At 52.3% G+C, this 19,952-nt stretch carries 17 protein-coding genes and 1 pseudogene; 7 read left to right on the top strand and 11 right to left on the bottom strand.

Annotated elements, in window-relative coordinates:
- Window positions 1–141 precede the first annotated feature (141 nt).
- Both B2A78_RS21455 and B2A78_RS21450 read left to right on the top strand, forming a co-directional pair.
- Window positions 142–1,644, top strand: coding sequence for an O-antigen ligase family protein (locus B2A78_RS21455; RefSeq protein WP_139841052.1), 1,503 nt, complete (start codon window positions 142–144; stop codon window positions 1,642–1,644).
- 77 nt (window positions 1,645–1,721) lie between these two features.
- Window positions 1,722–3,110: a hypothetical protein gene (locus B2A78_RS21450; RefSeq protein ID WP_240502629.1), complete on the top strand. Its 1,389-nt coding sequence runs from the start codon at window positions 1,722–1,724 to the stop codon at window positions 3,108–3,110.
- Between the two features lie 338 nt (window positions 3,111–3,448).
- On the opposite strand, the gene B2A78_RS21445 is transcribed toward B2A78_RS21450, so the two are convergent.
- The 7 genes from B2A78_RS21445 to B2A78_RS21420 all read right to left on the bottom strand — a co-directional run bounded on the left by B2A78_RS21445 (window position 3,449) and on the right by B2A78_RS21420 (window position 10,328).
- Window positions 3,449–4,606 (bottom strand): glycosyltransferase family 2 protein, encoded by a 1,158-nt coding sequence (locus B2A78_RS21445; protein ID WP_077732099.1) that lies wholly within the window; start codon window positions 4,604–4,606, stop codon window positions 3,449–3,451.
- A gap of 167 nt (window positions 4,607–4,773) precedes the next feature.
- On the bottom strand, window positions 4,774–5,943 hold the full coding sequence (locus tag B2A78_RS21440) for a GNAT family N-acetyltransferase (RefSeq protein WP_077732098.1): 1,170 nt from the start codon (window positions 5,941–5,943) through the stop codon (window positions 4,774–4,776).
- Between the two features lie 114 nt (window positions 5,944–6,057).
- Window positions 6,058–7,122 (bottom strand): glycosyltransferase, encoded by a 1,065-nt coding sequence (locus tag B2A78_RS21435; RefSeq protein WP_168175511.1) that lies wholly within the window; start codon window positions 7,120–7,122, stop codon window positions 6,058–6,060.
- 59 nt (window positions 7,123–7,181) lie between these two features.
- Window positions 7,182–7,316: a hypothetical protein gene (locus B2A78_RS26950; protein ID WP_276205414.1), complete on the bottom strand. Its 135-nt coding sequence runs from the start codon at window positions 7,314–7,316 to the stop codon at window positions 7,182–7,184.
- Between the two features lie 23 nt (window positions 7,317–7,339).
- Window positions 7,340–7,933 (bottom strand): hypothetical protein, encoded by a 594-nt coding sequence (locus B2A78_RS21430; RefSeq protein ID WP_168175510.1) that lies wholly within the window; start codon window positions 7,931–7,933, stop codon window positions 7,340–7,342.
- A 671-nt stretch (window positions 7,934–8,604) separates the two neighbouring features.
- Entirely contained in the window at window positions 8,605–9,456 is an 852-nt protein-coding gene (locus B2A78_RS21425) for a hypothetical protein (RefSeq protein WP_077732095.1), read from the bottom strand.
- A 371-nt stretch (window positions 9,457–9,827) separates the two neighbouring features.
- Window positions 9,828–10,328 carry an ElyC/SanA/YdcF family protein gene (locus B2A78_RS21420; RefSeq protein WP_166642435.1) on the bottom strand — a complete coding sequence of 167 codons (501 nt, stop codon included), beginning with the start codon at window positions 10,326–10,328 and terminating at the stop codon, window positions 9,828–9,830.
- A gap of 535 nt (window positions 10,329–10,863) precedes the next feature.
- Here B2A78_RS21420 and B2A78_RS21415 point away from each other — a divergent pair.
- Complete coding sequence (locus B2A78_RS21415) at window positions 10,864–11,754, top strand: CPBP family intramembrane glutamic endopeptidase (RefSeq protein WP_168175509.1); 891 nt, start codon at window positions 10,864–10,866, stop codon at window positions 11,752–11,754.
- A gap of 5 nt (window positions 11,755–11,759) precedes the next feature.
- Window positions 11,760–12,485 carry a carboxy-S-adenosyl-L-methionine synthase CmoA gene (cmoA, locus tag B2A78_RS21410; RefSeq protein ID WP_077732139.1) on the top strand — a complete coding sequence of 242 codons (726 nt, stop codon included), beginning with the start codon at window positions 11,760–11,762 and terminating at the stop codon, window positions 12,483–12,485.
- A 130-nt stretch (window positions 12,486–12,615) separates the two neighbouring features.
- Here the strand turns inward: cmoA and B2A78_RS21405 are convergent, their stop codons facing one another.
- Window positions 12,616–13,146, bottom strand: a complete 531-nt coding sequence (locus B2A78_RS21405; protein WP_077732092.1) for an HMA2 domain-containing protein — start codon at window positions 13,144–13,146, stop codon at window positions 12,616–12,618.
- A 1,085-nt stretch (window positions 13,147–14,231) separates the two neighbouring features.
- Here B2A78_RS21405 and B2A78_RS21400 point away from each other — a divergent pair.
- Complete coding sequence (locus tag B2A78_RS21400; protein ID WP_168175508.1) at window positions 14,232–15,326, top strand: triose-phosphate isomerase; 1,095 nt, start codon at window positions 14,232–14,234, stop codon at window positions 15,324–15,326.
- Window positions 15,327–16,041: 715 nt separating this feature from the next.
- Here B2A78_RS21400 and B2A78_RS21395 read toward each other — a convergent pair.
- Entirely contained in the window at window positions 16,042–16,212 is a 171-nt protein-coding gene (locus B2A78_RS21395; protein ID WP_077732138.1) for a rubredoxin, read from the bottom strand.
- A gap of 1,237 nt (window positions 16,213–17,449) precedes the next feature.
- Between B2A78_RS21395 and B2A78_RS21385 the strand changes: the two genes are divergently transcribed.
- Window positions 17,450–17,827 (top strand): hypothetical protein, encoded by a 378-nt coding sequence (locus tag B2A78_RS21385; protein ID WP_077732089.1) that lies wholly within the window; start codon window positions 17,450–17,452, stop codon window positions 17,825–17,827.
- 35 nt (window positions 17,828–17,862) lie between these two features.
- On the opposite strand, the gene B2A78_RS21380 is transcribed toward B2A78_RS21385, so the two are convergent.
- Window positions 17,863–18,312 carry a phosphate-starvation-inducible PsiE family protein gene (locus tag B2A78_RS21380; protein WP_077732088.1) on the bottom strand — a complete coding sequence of 150 codons (450 nt, stop codon included), beginning with the start codon at window positions 18,310–18,312 and terminating at the stop codon, window positions 17,863–17,865.
- Between the two features lie 351 nt (window positions 18,313–18,663).
- On the opposite strand from B2A78_RS21380, the gene B2A78_RS21375 reads away from it, so the two are divergent.
- Complete coding sequence (locus B2A78_RS21375; RefSeq protein ID WP_077732087.1) at window positions 18,664–18,966, top strand: hypothetical protein; 303 nt, start codon at window positions 18,664–18,666, stop codon at window positions 18,964–18,966.
- Between the two features lie 399 nt (window positions 18,967–19,365).
- Here the strand turns inward: B2A78_RS21375 and B2A78_RS21370 are convergent.
- A pseudogene (locus tag B2A78_RS21370) lies at window positions 19,366–19,536 on the bottom strand (hypothetical protein); the annotation flags it as partial.
- Window positions 19,537–19,952: the final 416 nt, after the last annotated feature.

Below are 19,952 nucleotides of genomic sequence, written 5' to 3'. Positions count from 1 at the left end.
AAATCCTTCTGCGAACTTTCCAGGTAATACTGACCCGGCGCTCACTCGGTTGTTAGCAAACTGAGCCGGACGGGCTCGCGATGCAAATTGTTCCCTTAAGGGAGAACAGTGCAATTTTCGATCGAACATAAGGAGAAAAGAGTGTCTGCAAAACCATGGACTTGGCTATCCCAACCTGAAGGGATCGGGCGGCGGATCGCCGCACAAAAATGGGATCTTTTGGCCCTAGGCACGAGTGCGCTGGTGCCGGTTGTATTGATTTCCCAACTGGAAGCTCTTCAATTGGCACTGATGTTCATTGTCGTGTTTGTCGGAATTCCAGCCGCCGTTCTCACTTTTGCACGTACCGACTGGGGTTTGGCGGCATTGACATTCATCATTTATACGAATGCCTCGGATGTCGCCATCGAGCACGGTGCACCATCGCCGACTAAGTTGTACGGCGCCGCGCTGCTCACCGCATTCACGCTTCGCTTCATCGGTGGCGATAGACCCGTTGGAGCCGCCAAACCGGCCCTGCTCGTCCTGATATACATGCTGCTCGTCTTGGCGTCGTTATCCTATTCGGACTACTTTCGGGACGCACAGGAATTCGTCTTCAATAACATCAGGGAAGGAATGATTTGTATTCTCATAATACTAATATCACGAACTGCCGCCTCGTTTAGGCTCTTGATTTGGGCACTAGGATTCGGTGCACTATTCTTAGTATCCATGAATTTTGCCCAATTTGTTACTGGTGCTTATTGGTTCAAGTTCGCTGGATTTGCAAATGCCGAATATGATGAGCTCGCAAAGGAATTGGGCGATTATCGGATATCGGGCCCTTTGACCGACCCCAATTTCTATGCCCTCATCCTTCTACCCATAGTGCCATTATGTATCGAGCGGCTGTTAAACGAACCCATTCGGTTGCTTCGCCCGCTAGCGGCAATTACGCTCGCTTTGGTACTCCTGGCCATCAGTCTCACCTACTCTCGCGGCGCACTTGTGGGCATATTCGGAATGCTGTGCCTTGCACTTATGCACATTCGCGTTTCTCCCAAGGTGTTAACATCAGGCCTCGCCGTACTAATCTGCCTGCTCGCCCTTGCTCCGAGTGCTTATGTCACTCGTATAAACGATATGGTCGCCACGTTTTCCGGAGAGAAAGATCCATCCGAAACCAGCGCCGCAGACATTTCGGTCGACGGACGCAAGGCGGAGATGCAAATCGCGTTGCGTATGTTCGCGGATAACCCGTTGTTCGGAGTTGGAGCCGGTAATTATGTTTTCAATTTCCAGCGCTATAGCCAGGACTTACACCTTATGAATCGCGGCGAAAATCGAAACGCACATAGTCTTTATCTTCAGATAGCCGCTGAACGAGGACTTATCGGTTTGGTGAGTTTCGGAGCTCTGCTATGGTTTATGGTCAAGAGCCTGAAGCAGGCAAGATACACGTTCGAACAAGCAGGACGCCACGACTATGCAACTTTGGTAACTGCCTTTAGCATAGGAGTTTTCGGTTTTCTTGTGAGCAGCTTGTTTCTGCACGACTCTTATCCAAAATATTTTTGGATTCTGATGGGAATTGCCCTTTCTTTACCGCAAGCAGCCGAGTGGGAAATGGCTCACTCTGGTAAGCGTTCGCTCTCTACTTAACTTTTTCAATAACTCACTATAGGGATATAACAGTGATGCTCTCTAATCGTCAAATACGAGATTCTAATTTGGTCGCCATGGTGATCAGGCATAAACGCAAGGCTTTGGTGGCTTTCTTAGTAGCCTTATCGGCTGGAGCAATTACCGCAATTCTTGAAAAACCGGTTTATGAGGCACATGCCGCGTTGTTGTTCAACCTGGGTCGTGAGTACAAATACATACCTGAATTCAGCGGCCCCTATAGTAGCTCTAGGCGTGAATTCAAAATGGAGGAATTGCTCAACACGGAGTCGGAGCTTCTGAATAGCACAGACTTACGGCAAAAAGTAATCACTTCGATAGGCATCAAAACGCTATACCCTGAACTTAAAGACGCAAATCCTCAGGATCAATCCGTAATGGATGCGGCGCTATTGAATTTCGACAAAGCTCTCGCCGTCAAAAGCGTGAAAAATTCGGGCGTCATCCACGTCTATTTTGCCCATCCGGATTCGGTTGTCGCGAAGCGGGTCGTCGACTTGCTCGTTAACAGTTTTATCGATAAGCACGTCCGAATTTACGGAGAGTCCCGCGCTCCGTTTTTCGAGCAAAAACTCGCCGAGTACACCGTAGGCCTGCAAGAAGCCACGCAGAGTCTACGCGACTTCAAGCAACAGTACGGGATAATTAACGTCGACGAACAGATACGGTTACTGTTGCAAAGACAGTCAGCCGTAGAGGAAACGCTCCGGCTTTCCAAATCGAGGGCTAATGAACTGTCTCATAAATTGGCCGCTCTGCAAAAGTTGAAAAACAGGGTTCCGCGGAATGATCCGTTGTCCACGGGGGTGGACTTTGCGCAGCAAAGGCTCCTCGAGCTTCAGCTGAAGGAGCAGGAGCTTTTGCGGAGATACAATGAAAACAGCAGGACCGTGAGTGAAGTTCGACAAGACATCGATAACGTGAAGGCATTCATGCGCCAGAACGAAGAGGAAAAAGCGGCGCAGATTCGGCGTCAGCCGAACCAGGCTTACTGGGCGCTGGAACTGGAAACGACCCACCTCGAGCCCGAATTGCTGAGCGTCCAGACAACCATTAAGGATGCCGAGCAGACCCTGAGGCAGGTCAACGATCAACTATCGGTCATCAATATGCATAAGGGAGAATTGCTTAATCTTGAAACGCGGCTAGCGGTAAAGGAAGGCCTCTATCGTGATTATCTGAGCAAACTCGAGGAAACCAAGATTTCCGAAGAACTGGACCTCAAGAAAGTTACCAATGTCCGCGTCTTCCAGGAGCCCACGATATCTCCGAAGCCATTAAACGCGGCAAGACTCTTAAAGGTAATGGTTGGTGCGCTTTTTGGGCTTTTGGCTGCCTTCATCGTGGCCTACTTTGCTGAGTTGAAGCGACGCGGGCTTTACACACCGGAAGGTGTCGAAGAAAAGCTCGGCGTGCCGGTCCTGGCTCGAATCCCGTCCCCATAAAGACCTTCGAACGGAGTGGCCGGCATTTGGGAACAGTGGACACACTCGGCTGGGTAAACCCGCTGTCGTCAGCGGATGGGCGGTCTCGAGGCCGCCCTACCCCGCTCGACGGCTGTGCACCTCCTTTCGATGGACGATCCGTCGGCGCCTGACTTCCTGCGGACTATCGTCGTGCCGTCTCGATGGGCCTCAGGGCATCCGTGCGCCCCACGCCCCACAGCCACAACACTGATCGAACGTCCTTGGAAGCTGCGATCCGCTTGCCGGAGTCGTAACCGCTTCATCAGCAGACCGAACTCACCATCGAAAAGGAAAGCGCTCGCAGAACGAATCTGCCCTCACTCCGTACGGCGCGCTTTCTCCCAAAGAACGGTCTGCCTACCTTTCGAATACCTCACCAGACCGCGGAAGGACGCAAAATTTCCGCTCGCGATGTAATACCAAATCCCCAACAGCCCTACCTTCCAACCGAACTTTTCCGAGATCCATCCAATAACGGCCAGGAAACCAAATGCGATTTGGGCCCAAAATAATGCAATCACTATTTCGGGAGTATCCGGTAAAAACATCAATCCCGCGCTGGAAAGAAAGACACCGGCACTGAAGAACGGCAGGAAGAGACGCATGACCTTATGAGATACCAATTCGAAAATTGCGAGCTTGTCGTTCCATGGCCATAATGCCCGAGCATCCAGGAGCATCTGAAAGCGTCCGGCTGTAATGCGCTGCCTTCGCAAAACCTCGTCGCGCGTGGACATCGCCGAACTTTGGAAACACAGCGCCGCCGGATCGTAGATGACTCGAAATCCTTTCCGCAATGTCTGCATGGCGAGGCAGGCATCATCGAGAATCATATTGGTCGGTATAGGCTCGAATATCGATGCGCGAATGGCGAGCATCGCCCCGCTGACACTGACGGTCGACCCGCATTGAGTTTCCTTCGTTTTAATGTAAGCCTCGTAGCCCCAATACGATTTCTCGGAGCCGAAGATCGGCGATCTGTTTTTGTGCAAACGCCTGTTGCCATTAACGCATCCGACCTCTGGATCATTAAAATTCCGAACCAGAAGCTTTAGACTATCGGCACGATAAATGGCACGTGCGTCCGAAAAAATCAGGATTTCACCCTTGGCTAGAGCGGCGGCCCGATTCATCGCGGCAGCCTTCCCTTCCCGCACAGGGGAGTGAACAATAGTGATATCCGGTTTATCGGTATATTTACTGATTATTGATGACGTTCTATCCGTCGACCCATCATTAACCACTATCACCTCGAGCAGATGCGCCGGGTAATTCAATGACAGACTATTCTCAATTTTCCTGCCTATAATATCCTCTTCATTGTAAGCGCAAACAATCAAGCTGACTGTCGGGTGAATCGGCGCTGCGTCGATTCGACGTTGTCTTACCGAGGCAAGCGCTGTAATTAAGATGGGGTATCCGATATAGACGTAACAAATTAAGCCTAGACATAACCAAAAAATTGATAACATCATAATCCCTTGATGTCTTTGTCTAACGGCATTGATGACAGTGTCGAAAGGTTCATGAATGGCCTAAATCATCGAACTATCGGCCACTCTAAACAACCTTGCTAATACGACACATGAAGTTTCACTTGCTACGTATTTACTCAACGAATTGCGACTCCTTTGCCTATTAGTCAAGCACGAGCGAATCGCCCGGGTATGATATTCAAATTCCTCAACTTCGGCTTCAACACCAACCATACCGGGCGAATCTCAAGAAGTGCTTTTTGATATACGTAAGCAATCCATCCTCGCACGGTCGGCCTACATAGATAGTAGTGAAATACGTTGTAAAATTGGGGCTTCCATCCACTATGCCATGATGCATCCGTAATCAAATTATTAAAACTAATTCCACCCTTGTTCTCATAATAATTCATAAGATATTCGCGAAGCAGATGACCTGGACTACAGAATGAATAGTTTTCATCATAACCGATCTTTACGGTATAAAGGGTACTATCCGTAATGAGACTGAACTCCACAGATATAGGCTTTTTATCATGCCACATAATATGAATTTCGCATCCGCCTGATCGGGAGTAGTGTTCCATTAGCAGCCTATAAAAGGACTCGAGCTTTTTGTCTAGTTTTATGGCTGTACCAGATCCTTTTCTACCTTTCCAACCAGAGGCTTCAACATCTAAAAAAGCCTCGTAAGCCATGCCGAGTTCCGGATGCTTTGATGCAGACGTGTAGGTTATGTTTCCTAAATCTTCGGCACGCTTTTTTGCTCGTCTCATATTATTTCTGAAAGTTTTCGAAAACCCTTGAAACATTAGATTATAAGGACGCATAACTATATAGTCGCATTGCCCACAGGATCTTCGAACATTCCAGATATTAGACTGTTCAGCTAGTGCAGTGACTGCGGCTGATTCTTCAAGGACACGCGGGAGATAAATATAGTCCCAGGAAAGGCCTGGCACTTCTTTCAGATGTTTTAAAACGAGAGGCACGTAAGTTTTTACGCGTTCGGGTTTAGCAACCACAAAATCATTGAGGCACATGTGCGGATGGCTCGGGAGTTGCAGCACCCTCATCTTCAGCCCGAATATTCGTTGCGATGATATCTTCAGTGGGAAAATGGCTTCCGGATTGTCGCTTACATATACCACCGTGAATAACACCGTATCGGGCTGGTCTTCCAGAGCATTTAGATAACAACGGTACCAGTCCGCGAGGTGAAAAAATCGCTTGCCATCCATGACCTTCGTTATGAACTCCCACTCGGTTGCGATTTCCTCGAGACCGGATATCCCTCGGAACGTTTTGATAGTTACCTTTTCCGAAATACTGCGCATTATGCAATCCCTTGCCTTTTTCTTACGGTTAGCCGTTCCATTGGTTAATGATGCAAAACCCGTGATATTTCGATCGTTTCGTAGTCACCGGTTTAACTCGAAATATCTCAGTGCCTATAGAGGTAAACCAGATTGATAAATTTCCAAGGTCTTCCCGTACATCTGCCTAGTACCGGACTTCTGCTTCACAGCGTGAAAAGCGGCTTCGCCTAAACCGTTTGCCTCGACCGGATAATCCATGAGCCAACAAATTCCTCTCGCCAGTGCATCCACATCCGCTGGCGGAACAAGAAACGCGGTTTTTCCGTGGTCGAATAGCTCGGCTAGCCCTCCCACTCCGCTCAAAAGCAAGGGGAGACGATGATTGCATGCCTCCAGGACCGCATACGGCAGACCTTCGGAAAGAGAAGGCAAACAAAACACGTCGCTGCCGCTTAAGAGGACGGAGACATCGTTGCGAAAGCCTGCAAAGTGGACAATCTGTTCGAGATCCGCCTTCCTTACCAGTTCTTCATATTCGCTGCGCAGATAGCCATCTCCCACGACCAGGCACCGTAGCCGAGGCCTGGACTTCGCCAGGCGTGCCAATGCCTCGAACAAGAACCTGTGACCTTTTACGGATTCGAGCCGGCCGACTACCGTGACTACGAACACGTCGGAACTCCATCCTAGCTCCTTGAAGAATGGAGCAGCCCGCCCGGCCGATGTTTCCTCGGTATATTCTATGGCGTTGTGGATTAGCGAAATTCGTGTCGATGGAATGCCTAGTTCGGCGAGATATTGGTGTACCGATTCCGATACGGCGATAAAGTGAAAACCGAGCCGATAGCTCAACTGCAAAACCAGCTCGTATAGCCGCCCTTTCAGAGTGTTGGCGTATTCCAGCCCATACGCACTGTGAACAGTGCAAATACTTCTTGCACCCGCCCATGTTGCGGCCAATCCCCCCCAAAACTGGGATTGCGGATTATGAGTATCCACTACCTTATACCCGCCTTTTCGAATTAGGCGATACAAATAGAGCAATATTCTCGGATCGCCCCGTGAAAACGGCACGGGGAACGAGACTAAATCAGCGGCTTCCAGGCGATGATGCAATGCCGAGCCCTTCAAAGTCGCGACGGCGTAAGGACGTTCGCCGTGAAGCATTCGCGCTAAGGCGGTAACGCGTACATCCACGCCTCCGTAGTATTTCGCTAAATCAACAATCAAAATGGGGTCATTTCGAAGCATGGCCTTCAAAAAGCTGTTGACGAATTAGCTCTAAAATTCCTTTGACCTAAAATCGGCAAAATATCTTTCTCCGAGCGATGTATATCGAGTTGAGCTCCAATTTCAGTCAGCAGCTTCTGCGAAATTTTTACGATATCCATGGTCACTCCCTCGTTCGGAAAACTCATTCAAGGTATCTTTCCCATGGCGTATTCTTCAACGCCCCCCTAACTTCGTCGAAGTTCGAAATAAGCTGATGGAGCGGCTCCGGATTCTGCTTCCTATACGCGATCCTATTTGAATTCCATTGTTTGGCGCCTACGAAGTTTATTGCCTTCGAGGCTATGTTATCGAAGTCGTCCACCAAATCTTCATAATAAATTTCGAGCATATCGTGGTCTGCGAATCGACCACGTGTTTGGGATTCCCAATTTTGGATCTGCATTATTTGCGCAACTAAATTTCCCGGTTCCAGGTGGACTTTCTTTCGGTCAACCGGAACTTTTTTCCGCAAATTCCTCTGCAGCCAAATATCGGTTTTGAATGCGATGGCCAGGGACACCAGTGTCCTCAAGCGATTACGGCGCATCAAGTGGATGATCTTGAATTCCTTCAATTTCTGGAATTCAGTCCATTCTTGGTTGGTCAAGTGGTTATAAAAAATCTTGCACCCGACCGCGCGGACGCAGCGTGCATATTCGTTATATAGACGAGATATACCTTCATTAAAACCTTGCCCGATAATCCGGTTATCCGAGCTAAATATCTCATGGAACATCTCGACCTCAGAGCTGGACCGGAATACGTCCAACAAGAGGTTTGAACCCGTGCGTGCATGCCCGATAAGCGCAAATCGGGTATATTGCGTGTGCACCCCGGACGCATAACTCATAGCCCACAACGAGGCTGCCTTCAAAGCCGAATGTAGTCGTACCAAATTACTGACTCCCACGGGTGTTTCTTATTGTTTCTGTGTTGGGTGGTTACAGCATCTATCCGACGTTCCTTGCCTTGGGAAAAATCCAAAGCGTCGTTGCCAACAGCAGACTCCGGCATAACCCTACTCGTTGAGTTAACCTATCAAGCTACCTGGCGAGGGTTGCGACTAAAACAACCTATTTCGAAACTAAGAAGCCCACTAAAGGCTCCTTAAAAACAAAACCAATATGCAAAGCTCAACTTAACGAGTTTGAGCATAAACTGAGATACCGACTGGATCAGAGTCTAGACCGGTCACTTTTTCGGCCATTTGAAACATCCCTGTGCACCCGAATACGTAGGTGCATTGTGCTGGTTAAACCACTGATATAAAACTCGAACAACTACCTAAGAAAGGCTACTTACACGAGTCAGCGTGTCCTCAGGTGTTACACTCGGCCGTCGCTTCCCCTTCTCTTTCTTTCGTCCGAGCACCAGCCACAACCGAGCCTGCGGTCGGTACATCTTGTATCAGTTACTAGGAACGATTGCGTAGATACGCTGTTTGGTCAGCAAGCCATCGAGCAGATCGGTAGGGTAGTTTTTCCAGCCAATCGATTTCTCCCCCAAGCCCAGCGCCTCCCATTTGGCTTTGGCGGTGGCGTTGTCCTCGAACTGGAAGTGCGCGCCGCCGGCCGTGTCGGAGATGAACCAGCCGTAATCCCTAAGGGCCACGGCGATGATCCGCGCCGCCCGACGGGTCTGGCCGGTCAATTGGCTCGGTAGGGCGTTCACCCACTCGTCGATCTCGGCATCGGTGATGTTCAGCGCAAACCGGGTGCCCATGGGCATACCGTTCTGGGTAACCCGACCGTCCGACTTGGTGGCCGGCGCCACGAAGGTCTTCGCGGTGTTCCGGCTCGGCATCGACAGCGCGTGCTCGATCTTGCCCTGGGCAATCTCCTCCGGTCTCACCAGCATGGCGAGGTAGGGAATGCCGCAGCCGCGCGAGGGCTTGAAGCCGTCTTCCTTGGTCAAATACGAGCCCGGCACCAGATTGCCGTTCGAAACATGGACGGCGGCCCCATCGAAACTCGCCTGCCACAAATCCCATTCGCGCCCGCTGTCCGGGTCGAGGATGATCACCTGGCTATCGGAGCCGGTCGCGGGCTTCCAATCCGGGCTCCAGGGGATCTTGGTACCGTTGAGTTTGTTCCATGATGGCGCTCGGACTGGGTAAGAGCCTTTCGCGGTGCCGGCCATGTACACCGGATAGGTATACCCGCTGAAGGACAGATTGAAATTGCCGACCCGCGACGGCGAATATTGCCACAGGCGATTGGTCAAGGCATCGGACTGGGGATGGCGCGGCAGCCCGTCCACCGGTCGGTTCCAGGGCGCGTTCGGGCCGAACGGACGAACATAGCGCGTAGTTGCCGGAGATGGATTAGTTGTTTTCGATCCTCTGGCGCGCAGAGCGGTCGGATCATCAACTGCTCGCGGCGTCGCGGCGCCAACCCAAGAGCAACCGCAACATGCTCCCAAAACGATACTGACTAGGCAGTACCTCAAAACATCCTGTTTATTCATGACACTCCTTTTTTGATCGATTCTAAACAAGAGCCGCCCTCTTTAAAACCGTAAGAGACCAACGGAACGTCTTTTTGCAATGTGGAGAGCGACGAGCGAACGCCACATCGAGGCTTCATAACGGGAAAGACCTCGAGCGATCGGGGTAGAGACGGCAAGTCACACTACCGAGCCATGATCTCCCTTCCAGGATAAAAAATCAGGGTAGTGTAAAGATAAGCGATCGCCTCGTCCGTTACGGTTCGAAATCCCTCGCTGGACCGCCACCAGCGCATCGGGTCGTGACTTTCATCCTCGACGGCGATGACACCAACGGGGATAGACCGCCCGATAGCCGTCTGGAACAACAGGCGGCTTCGGCGGGCGTGAACCCCGAGCGACACAACGGTCAGCGAGCGTTCCTCAATCCCGTTCCGAGCAAACCAGTTTCGTAGAGCGATAGCGGATATGTACGTCCGATCCGTCCTGCTCCGCGGCGCCGGAACCGGCTGGACTACATCCGCATCCAGCCCCAGTTCGACCAACATGGCGGCGCCGGCCTCGGCGGACGTTCCGTATTTCTGGAGCAACCGTCCTCTCTCGATAGGGCCGCCGGTGACGTAGAGCCGGGTGTATCGACCGCGTTCGAATTCGGCAATCACTTGCTCCATCGCGTAATCCGGCATCCATCCCTCTGCCACAAGGCCGCCCCCGGAAATCGGGTCGCTGATCGATAAAAAAGGATGGATCCTACCAACGATGAAAGCGGCGGAACTCAAGGAAACGAGAAAAAGAACCATCCAACCGTGAGCGGTAGGCAACCAACATGAACGTCGGTGAATCAGACCAAGACATAGCCTACGCCGCGTAAAATCCGTTTCTTGCATGTCCATTCCTAAAGGCACCCTTGTGCAGGCACAGAGATATCGATCGAGGCCGCCCGCACCGGAGGTGGAGACGGCGCGATTAATACTGCTTTGGTGAATCGTCGCTCAAGCCCGATGCGACATAAGGAGCGCCGCCTCGCAGGCTCGTGCATTTGTACCCAGCAGGGGGTTCGGAAACGCTCGGCTTCCCACCGAACGGTGCCGTTTTACCCACCATGCGCCATATGAGATAGACTTTCGACCATTTAACGCGCCATCGGCTTTAGCGCATCAATGTTTCAAATCCTTTGTCATGCTTTCCCTAAGAATCGTTAGTTCAGCGGTGCTGGCACCTTTGTTGGTCATACTTCTTTGCGCCTCGCTCGCCGCGTTTTTCGCCTACCCGATCTTTTGGATCACGGATGGTGCCATCGGGTTTCATACCCTGGTAAACCGCAGCGGTCATTTGCTTCTCCTTCTCAGCATCATTCCGGCGGCGAAATTCTTCAGCCTGCGCCGTCCGGACATCGGGGTGGGAACCAAGTCCGAGCTGTCTCGCCAGGTCGCGGTCGGTGTTCCGTTGGGAGCCGCCATGCTCGCCCTTCATGCCTTGGCGTTGATCGCCCTGGACGTTCGCGAGATCGATATGGATGCCTGGTCGAACGCCCATCGCCTCGGAATGACCGCACTTAAGGCACTCGGCATAGGATTGGTCGTGGCAATCATAGAAGAAACGATTTTCCGCGGCGTTCTGTTCGCCGCACTTCGAAAAGCGGCCGGAACCCTATCGGCCGTCGCCATCAGTTCCTTTTATTTCGCCCTACTCCATTTCTTGCGCAGCGACTTGAAACCCGCAGCGGCCGATGTCGACTGGACTACAGGTTTTCGAATCGTAGGGGATGCCCTGGCCACTCTTCCAACCCTGGATCCCTCCTCTTTTCTCGCGTTATTCCTCGCGGCAGTCTTTCTCGCCTGGATTCGGGTGGCTTTTCCCTTGGGCTTGGGCTACTGCATCGGCATACATGCCGGGTGGGTCTGCGTCATCAAGACCACCAAAGCGGCAACGAACGGCGTTCCGAACGGATACTGGTCGTTTTTGACCGGGTCTTACGACGGGATGATCGGTTATCTCACCGCTGCCTGGATGAGCGCCCTGATCGTGCTGCTCGTGATCCGCATCCGCCGCCGGTCCGGCCCTGAAAAGGATCGGCGGTCGCCGGGCAGATTAGCGAAAGAGCCCATTTGAATACGATGACTAAAGACGATTTATTCAAAGAAAAGCGTCCAATGGTGACGGATTTCGATTTCGGAAAGGATACCGCCGAGGTTTTCGACGACATGCTGGATCGCTCGGTCCCCTTCTATGCGGAAATTCAACGCATGATCGGAGAGATCGCGGGAGATTTTGCCGTCCCCGGAACCAATCTTTACGACCTGGGCTGTTCGACCGGCACGACGTTCATCGGGCTCGATCCGGTCGTTCCGGCAGAAGTTGCCTTTATCGGCGTGGACTCCTCGCCCGATATGTTGAAAAAGGCGCGGAAAAAGCTGCAAGAAAACAGTATTTCACACACTTACGAGCTGATCTGCCTGAGCCTGGACGACGGCGTTCCCATTCTGAACGCCTCTGTGGTCATCCTGAACTTGACGCTGCAATTCGTCCGTCCGCTCAACCGTGACCGCGTTATTTCGAGCATCGCTCACGGATTGAACGACGGCGGCTGCCTCATTCTGGTCGAAAAAGTGCTCAGTCAGGACTCGACCATCAACCGTCTGTTTATCAAGCATTATTACGAGTTCAAGAAGCGCAACGGCTACAGCGAGCTCGAAATTTCCCAAAAGCGGGAAGCATTGGAAAACGTCCTGATTCCCTACCATCTCGAGGAAAATCGCGAGCTATTGCTGCGGAATGGCTTCAAATCGTGCGACGTCTTTTTCCGCTGGTACAACTTCTGCGGGATGCTGGCATTGAAATGATTTCCGATTCGCCGGCGCGACGATCGCCGACGTTCCGAGTACGCAGCGGTCTGCTTTCCAGCCGCAATGCGACTTCCCTCGAGCAGCCGACCGGGACGACTAGCCCGAATGCCTCCGGCCCGGAATACGCTCAACGTCTCGGCGACCGTGCCCGGTCGTGCGGCCGGGTTTTGACGAACAGGTCGAACCCCATCCAGAGCAATAGCCAGCCGGGCACCTTTTCGATCATGAGCCCGTTCCGAACAATGGACCAGAGCCCGGCTCCGGCAAGCGCCAGCGGCAACACCGTCCGAAGATCGATCGGAAGCCCTGTCCAGCGGCTCATACGCGTATTCAAATCATCGATCGCTTCAATCACGGTCAAGGGTTCCGCAGTTGCCGGAACTGCGGAACGTGCACGCATCAGGTCTTCCGCGAGGACATCGATATCCTGAAGCCACTTGAGTATCCCGGCTCTATCGCAGCGGCCGGAATCGTAATGGACCGTAACGCTTCCGGTGGTCGGATTGACGTACACTCCGGAAATCTCGCGCTTTGCTTCCAAATCGCCCTTTATTCGATTCAGTAATGCCGGGTTGCGATAGGTACCGCGAGATTTTATTCGCAGCCGGCCCGGCACGGCGCTGACGATCCGGGCTTGATGAGTTGCGGGTGAGTTCATGAGGCCGTTGTCTCCAATCGGATCGTGCCCAATACCATTGAGACAGTGATTCTTAATGGCAATCTCCCGCTCTCAACGTAATCCTCGATCGATCGATAGAGAGAGGTCCGCCGCAGAGCCTCAAAACGCTCGTTGCCAATCACTTTAGTGCCATGCCGAACCTATCCCGGCAGATCTAAACTCACGGATTTTGAAGTTATCGGCAGGGTCAATTCCATCGTCCGGACCATCGCGGCAACAGTGCCGGGGACCCCAACCCGCATGTGTATCGATTAGAGCGTTTTTCATCCCGGTGTACGGATTCGTGTCGGGCGGGAAGAACGTCGGTCGGCAATCCCTTCCCAATCGCAAACGGTCGCTTTAGTCGCGACCCTTCCAATCGCAAACGGTCGCTTTAGTCGCGACCCTTCCAATCGCAAACGGTCGTCCTGGGAGCGCCAGGACGCCCCTTCCCACAAAGTCCTTTGCCGAGCCGATAAGTCGGCAAGGGATTGCCGACCTACATATTGGACTCCCTGACACCGAATCGGAAAATTCTCTAAGGCGTTTCGCCCCACAGCAATCTCGTGCGTCGGCCCGAGCTTCAGTTGCCTTCCGCTCATCCACAATTTCCGTGGACAACCCTGTGGATAAGTCCGTGGACAAAGCTTGCCGATATCGGCTGTTCAAGCCCTTACATTAAGCTGACCAAGTTCTTTACAGGACGGCGCACCATTATGACTTATTGATATATCTCATTGATATTACGCATTTTTTTAAGGCGCCAACTTCAAATCAAGTACTTATGGACTGCTTGTAAGTGACGACTGACACAGAATACGCATGTCAAGTCTTGACAGTGGATAACTTCGAGAAAAAAGCCGAAAAAGCGAGACGCAAGGAAAAAAATGTGGAGTAAGTCATGCGAGTGCGCTGTCGATTCGGCACGCCGAACGCTTGAGCAACTCATCGGTATGCGACCGGACGCTACAATAAGGTCGAGTTGTATTATGCGCGCACAGTCCCCATGATAAATCGAACGGCGGCGCCCCATCACGCGGATGGCGGATGAGACCGCGACACCGGATCAGAAGGAAAAACAAATCATGAAAACGGCAAGCGTATATCGGAACTATTATCGCCAAAGAACGGCAAATCAATGGCAGAAGATCGAGGCGGAGATCGGCGATCCCGGAGCGATCCGGCCGTTCCTGGCCGGCAATTGGAAAATGAACGTGATCCCACGGTCCGGCGTCGCGCTCGCCGCGAGAATCTTCGATCTTTGCAAAGGCGTAAAAGACGTCGATATCGGCTTAGCTCCTCCCTTCACCGGACTCTCTACGCTAGCCGATTACATCAAGCCGGATTTTCTCCGGACGGAATACGGTCTTGGGCGGAACGTCTTCCTGCTGGCACAGGACACGTTCTTCGAATCCAAAGGCGCATTTACCGGAGAGATCTCAGCCGAAATGCTCGCGTCGATCGGCGTCGACCGCGTCATCATCGGACATTCGGATCGCCGGACCAATCTCGGCAAATATTTCGGATTCGGACCCAGTATCGCAAAACGGTTGTCCAAAAGTTTTCTCTTGCAGGAATTGGAGCTGCTCAGGACCAAGGACGACGGCGACCGGCAAATTCTCGCGGCCCTCGAACACTTGGCTTCGGAAGCAAACCAAGACGTTTTGACGGGAATACAGCGGTTTCTGGAAGAAGAGCTGATCGAGCGGGCCGGCGAAAGCGACGAAGTCATACAGAAAAAGGTTCAGGCTTCCTTGGCCCACGGACTTCAGGTGATTCTCTGCGTCGGCGAAAACAAGGAAGCCAGAGAAACCCATGAGACCTTCAATCTGCTGGATCGGCAGTTAAGGCTGGCGTTTGAGGTCGTCTCGCCGAGGACCGCGAGCGAAGTCGTGATTGCCTACGAACCCGTCTGGGCCGTCGGAGAGGGCGCAAAACCCGCAAAACTGGAACAGATCAGCGAAGTGCACGACTTTATCAGGAATTTGATCATGGACCTGTACGGCGAGCAAATCGCATCGACGATCAGAATTCTGTATGGCGGAAACGTGAAACCCGACAATATCGCCGAGATCATGAGTATTGCAGGGGTAGACGGCGCCTTGGTGGGCGGAGCGAGTCTAAAAGCATGGGATTTCGCGCAAATCATCCGGTTTGGCTTGGAATGTCCCTGTTATTGAGCCCCGCTGTCGCGGCTCACTCAGTCCCGGCAGTTCTCATATCGGTGCCGAGTAATTGCTTCGGCACAAAGCGCGATTTTCGACAAATGCAGTCCGTAGGATGTACTGATCATCGGGAAGCCCCCTTCGACCGGGCTCAGGACAGGCCCTTCGACTGAGCTCAGGACAGGCATCGTTCGCGATCGATGGGGCTCATGCCACGCCATCCCTGCGCGGCCCCCCTGCGGGCGGCGCTGCCGTGCAAATCGGCGATCCTGCCGATTTGTCACTTCGCTCAGCCCATCCTACACAGGCTACCCTTGGAAAATCGGAAAGCCGCACAAAACAGGATTCCAATTAACTGCCGGAACAATATTTGCCTTCCAATAATCCCCTGGCTCCCGATAAACTGGGAAATTACATCGGACCGTGGGAGTATAGCGCTTAGTATATTCGTGAAGCCTATACCTGGTATTGCGGGCCTTCTGTCGTTGCCTGGCGTAGTCTTAGCATGCTATGCCTTCGCGTTTGACCAGAAAATATCAAGCTCGAATTGAAAGTTTGAATCTAAATGGTAGATCAAGGCTCGCGACAGAACGACCATGATCTATAAAGAGTAATCCCGTTGCGGGTCTTCTTGTAGCGGATCGGCTCTTTCTTTTATACCAGCTTCGATCAAGAAGCCAGCCTTCCCCTCGAACCGATCGGCAGAATCTCGCGAATCGTTTACGGAAGATCACTCCATCAATTTGAAAAAGCTTTTCGGCGCTCCGCATATCGGACATTCCCAATCGTCGGGAATGTCTTCCCAACGAGTGCCCGGCGCAATACCACTGTCAGGATCGCCTTGTGCTTCATCATAGATGTGTTCGCATTCCAAACAATGGTATTTCTTGAAATCGGACATGAAAGCTCTCGGTTCTAATAAAGGTTTCAGGATACGGAAAAGAAGGATGAGCCACTCAAGCAATATCGATTCGCGCGGGTTGAAACGAGTCATACCAACACCGGCTCATATCCTCGCCGCTTACGCTGATTGCGGACGTTCGACAACTTCGCGACCGCATCGTCGTATGACGGGCACGGCATATGTTTCATCTGGCCCATGGGCGACCCACGACGCCCCCAGATTCGGGTCAGTACCCAATCGCCCCACAGGTCCAGTTGTAGATGAATCTCATAATACCGGGATTCCTTCTCCCAACGCAGTCGAACGGGTGCCGTTTCGGATGACTCGTCAGTCATGGAGTATGCAACGGAATATTGAGAAGAATGGATCGCACCCTAACACATAGCGCCCGAATGACCAACCGAGTACAGCGGGTGGCGCGATTTGTCGCGCGTTGTGACGCATTCGACACGTCTCTTGAACATCAAAAGTCTGGATACTGCCGGCGATGGACAATGCTACCGCCAACCCGTTTGTCTGATCTGCAGCTGCTTTGCCCATCGCCACTTTGTTTATAACCGGAAAAGATAAAACCTAATTGGCATCATTTACTCCGAGCGTAACCATCTCTGGCCATACCCAGGTTCTGGTTCCTGCCGGTATAGTTCCGGTATCCATGACACATGGCGAGATTAATATAATATGAAAGAAGGGTTCTCCATACTTTTTGCCAACACCAGTAATTCTGGCAATACAATGACAGTTATTGAATGTAGCATTAACTATGGCACCTGGTTTCATATGGGTAATCCCTAATTGGTTTCACAGTCAATTTATGAGATCACTCCAAGTGAGTGGAGTTCATCGAAGATCACGCCTGTCCGGCATCAATTAGGCTGAAAAAATGAAGCTCGCATTTCATAAAATAGCAGAAATCGAGGAGCGCAATAAAGCAGGCCCGAAACTCCAAGGCGATGCTGCGAGGCTGATCAAAGAGGGCAGATTGAGAGCAGCGGACGCCGAGGAGATGCGCTGTCGTCAGCAGCGGTCAGGCGTTATATCTGCACTCGAGCGGTGAGCACTTTGCCGCATGCGTCAGCGGCCTGCGCTACGCGTCTAAACCGAAGCACGCTGAAAACCGCACAACTGCCATGTCGATACTCCATGATAAAGAAACGTTCAAGGCGTGATTGTCAGCAAAAACTTTGGCCCACGTCCGATGCCTATATTATGAAAGCTCGATAGAAGAAAGCTTATGATTCGATTGACATTCGACAGCGGCGCGGGAGGTCGGCCCGAACAGATCGGACCGGCGCCTTGGTTTCGCGTCGGCGGCAACGTCATTCACCAAGGGCCGCAAGGAAACATCGTGGCAGCCTATCGCAATCATTTTTGGGAAACTCAAGGCCGACACTTTACGCGATACGATTGCAAAGAGCCGGTGCGAATTTCGTTTGAGAATGCCGCTGGCGAACCATCGGAATGGTTCGGACCGTTTGCTTATGTTTCATGTGTGGACGGCGTGGTATACGCAGAGGAACAGCTGTTCGCCAAGTTTCAAGAAGAATCGCTCATTTGGCATTGTTATCCCACCGATACCAACTGGCCTATCCTGGTGCTTAGCCCGCCATAAAAAGACTGAATAAAATCCCGGACTTCCTCTCCGTCTTATACTGCCTCTCGGATCAGCCAGTAAGTCAGACCCAAAACCAGGGTAATCGCTGCCAAACCCAGCAGATGACCGGCACTCACGTCTTGAACTTCGAGAATAATGAACTTGCGAACTACGGCCAAAAGGGCAATCAGCACGACTACTTTGGTCTGAACGATGCTCTGCTCCCTTCTGACCACGTATTGAAGGGTGTGATTGAACTCCAGCGCAATCAAAAGTGTCATGATTTCGCCGAAGATTTTTTGAAACACGTCATGATCGAACGGATCCAGCACGCCACGCACCAGGCCCAGTACGACATCGGTCGTAAGCTGATACAGCGCTACCAGAATGGTCAATCCGATCACGATCGTCAGGACAAACGCAACCAAACTCTCGAAACGCTGGTAGTAGGAAAGAATCGCCCATTCCTCCTTCGTCGCTTTCCACCTATTAGAGATCTGCATTTAGGTCACCGAGTCAGAAACTGCGCGTAAACGTTTTAAACGATATTGTCGACTGTGCATTCGCCACCCCAATCCGCCGTTCGACGCAAGAATTGCGGAGTGGCATGCAAGTGTCTCCCGCGCCAATTCTGTATGGGTCCCGCGGGTTCACAATTCAAGGCGGAAATAAGCAGGCAACACTCCGTTGCCTTCCGGATGCCGGTTATCGACTCCCGGAATATTACGATAACGACAGACCGCCCTTATGATGTCTTCCGTTTACGGTACTCTGTCGCTTTCCCCCATTCTTACTGATTCTCACCGAGATGGGCCAAATAGCGGACAACCCCAGATACCCGTGGAGAAAACCTCATGAAATACTGGCCCTTGTTTTTGACATTCACCCTACCGCTCTGCCTCCATGCCGAAGAGCGTCCGGTCAATTACTGCAAAGATCCGCAAAAAACGGCCGAATGGGAAAAGCACCTCGCCGACACCCCGGAAGATCCGCTGATCATCAAGCTTTATGCCCTACGAATCGGGCTCTGCAAAATGGTCGACGAAGGTAAAGTCGATCTCGACGAAGCAATCCGAATCTGGAATATCGAGCACGCGCGAAGCGTCAACGAGCGGCTGCTGGATGAAATGAAGCGCGGCCGGAAACGAACGCTTTGAACTACAGGACGTCGGTGGAGCAATGAACGCCAGCGCCCTCCGTTAGCAACGTACGTCTTTACGGTTGCGAGTCGGACGATGGCAGTCGTAAGCGTTCTATCCAGAATTTTGAAATGATTCAGAAATCGACCATCCGGTACTTCCAGCATCTTCCCAATCCCTTCGATTTGGATGGAAAGCCACAAGCTCAGCCCGTCTTTGCTTGGAATTAGGGAAAAGCCTTTTCACTCGTCCGGCGACGATCTGGTGATTCGGCACTATGTAACTTTCCACTGCGGCGGCAAACATCGACCCAAGCGGCAGCGATAATCCCGCAAGGCGAACGGATGGCGGCCAGCGGCACCCGAGCTCACGATTCCGGCTACCACTGTCTCTCAGCCAAAAAATGCTTGGCCTACATTACGGATTACAGTTGAGAACGGTATCGCCCTGATCGGCTGCACAGACATCACGGTCGGCGTGAGGGCCGCCGTTGACCGTATCGTTGCCGCGGATATGGTCTATGACGCCCACGTCTTGCGCGGACGCCCCTATCAGAACATCGGGTTTGCCATCGCCATTCACATCCCCTACCCAGCCACGCCTTGGCCGAACTGGGCATAGGCCTGAGGTAACGGGTCATCTAGGAACAGTTATGAAGGCCACGATTCGTCACCACTCGGAAATGTTTCCATGCGGCGCTTGCCTGATTAAGGAGACTTTCAAGGCGGGAAGGGAGTTGCGTGAAGGATCCGGCTGGACGCCTTCGAATGCACGCATTTTGGGGAAAGAAAGACGGCTACTACTCAGGAAGAAAGCTGACTTAGAGGCGCTGCGGGCGGATGCGCCGAACTCTCAAGGCCACGGTAACGAATGCACACCGGCCGCCCCGTCCTCAAAATCTGCCCAGTCGCACGGTTCCCGAACTCCGGCCAGGCACTCACGTTGAACCCGATCGACCACCCGCTGCCGCGCCGCCGGATTGGCCGCGCGACCTCAAAAAACTT

The sequence above is a fragment of the Methylocaldum sp. 14B genome (genome assembly GCF_002005105.1).
Lineage (GTDB): Bacteria > Pseudomonadota > Gammaproteobacteria > Methylococcales > Methylococcaceae > Methylocaldum.
Note: the sequence above shows the minus strand (reverse complement) of the source record. Positions and strands in the feature narration are given on the sequence as shown.

Excerpts from the sequence above, each read along its gene's own strand:
- B2A78_RS21430 (WP_168175510.1), bottom strand. The coding sequence starts at position 7,933 with ATGTTCCATGAGATATTTAGCTCGGATAACCGGATTATCGGGCAAGGT.
- B2A78_RS21420 (WP_166642435.1), bottom strand. The coding sequence starts at position 10,328 with ATGCCGGATTACGCGATGGAGCAAGTGATTGCCGAATTCGAACGCGGT.
- B2A78_RS26950 (WP_276205414.1), bottom strand. The coding sequence starts at position 7,316 with ATGGATATCGTAAAAATTTCGCAGAAGCTGCTGACTGAAATTGGAGCT.
- cmoA (WP_077732139.1), top strand. The coding sequence starts at position 11,760 with ATGACTAAAGACGATTTATTCAAAGAAAAGCGTCCAATGGTGACGGAT.
- B2A78_RS21400 (WP_168175508.1), top strand. The coding sequence starts at position 14,232 with ATGAAAACGGCAAGCGTATATCGGAACTATTATCGCCAAAGAACGGCA.
- B2A78_RS21395 (WP_077732138.1), bottom strand. The coding sequence starts at position 16,212 with ATGTCCGATTTCAAGAAATACCATTGTTTGGAATGCGAACACATCTAT.
- B2A78_RS21380 (WP_077732088.1), bottom strand. The coding sequence starts at position 18,312 with ATGCAGATCTCTAATAGGTGGAAAGCGACGAAGGAGGAATGGGCGATT.
- B2A78_RS21385 (WP_077732089.1), top strand. The coding sequence starts at position 17,450 with ATGATTCGATTGACATTCGACAGCGGCGCGGGAGGTCGGCCCGAACAG.
- B2A78_RS21450 (WP_240502629.1), top strand. The coding sequence starts at position 1,722 with ATGGTGATCAGGCATAAACGCAAGGCTTTGGTGGCTTTCTTAGTAGCC.
- B2A78_RS21405 (WP_077732092.1), bottom strand. The coding sequence starts at position 13,146 with ATGAACTCACCCGCAACTCATCAAGCCCGGATCGTCAGCGCCGTGCCG.
- B2A78_RS21445 (WP_077732099.1), bottom strand. The coding sequence starts at position 4,606 with ATGATGTTATCAATTTTTTGGTTATGTCTAGGCTTAATTTGTTACGTC.
- B2A78_RS21440 (WP_077732098.1), bottom strand. The coding sequence starts at position 5,943 with ATGCGCAGTATTTCGGAAAAGGTAACTATCAAAACGTTCCGAGGGATA.
- B2A78_RS21375 (WP_077732087.1), top strand. The coding sequence starts at position 18,664 with ATGAAATACTGGCCCTTGTTTTTGACATTCACCCTACCGCTCTGCCTC.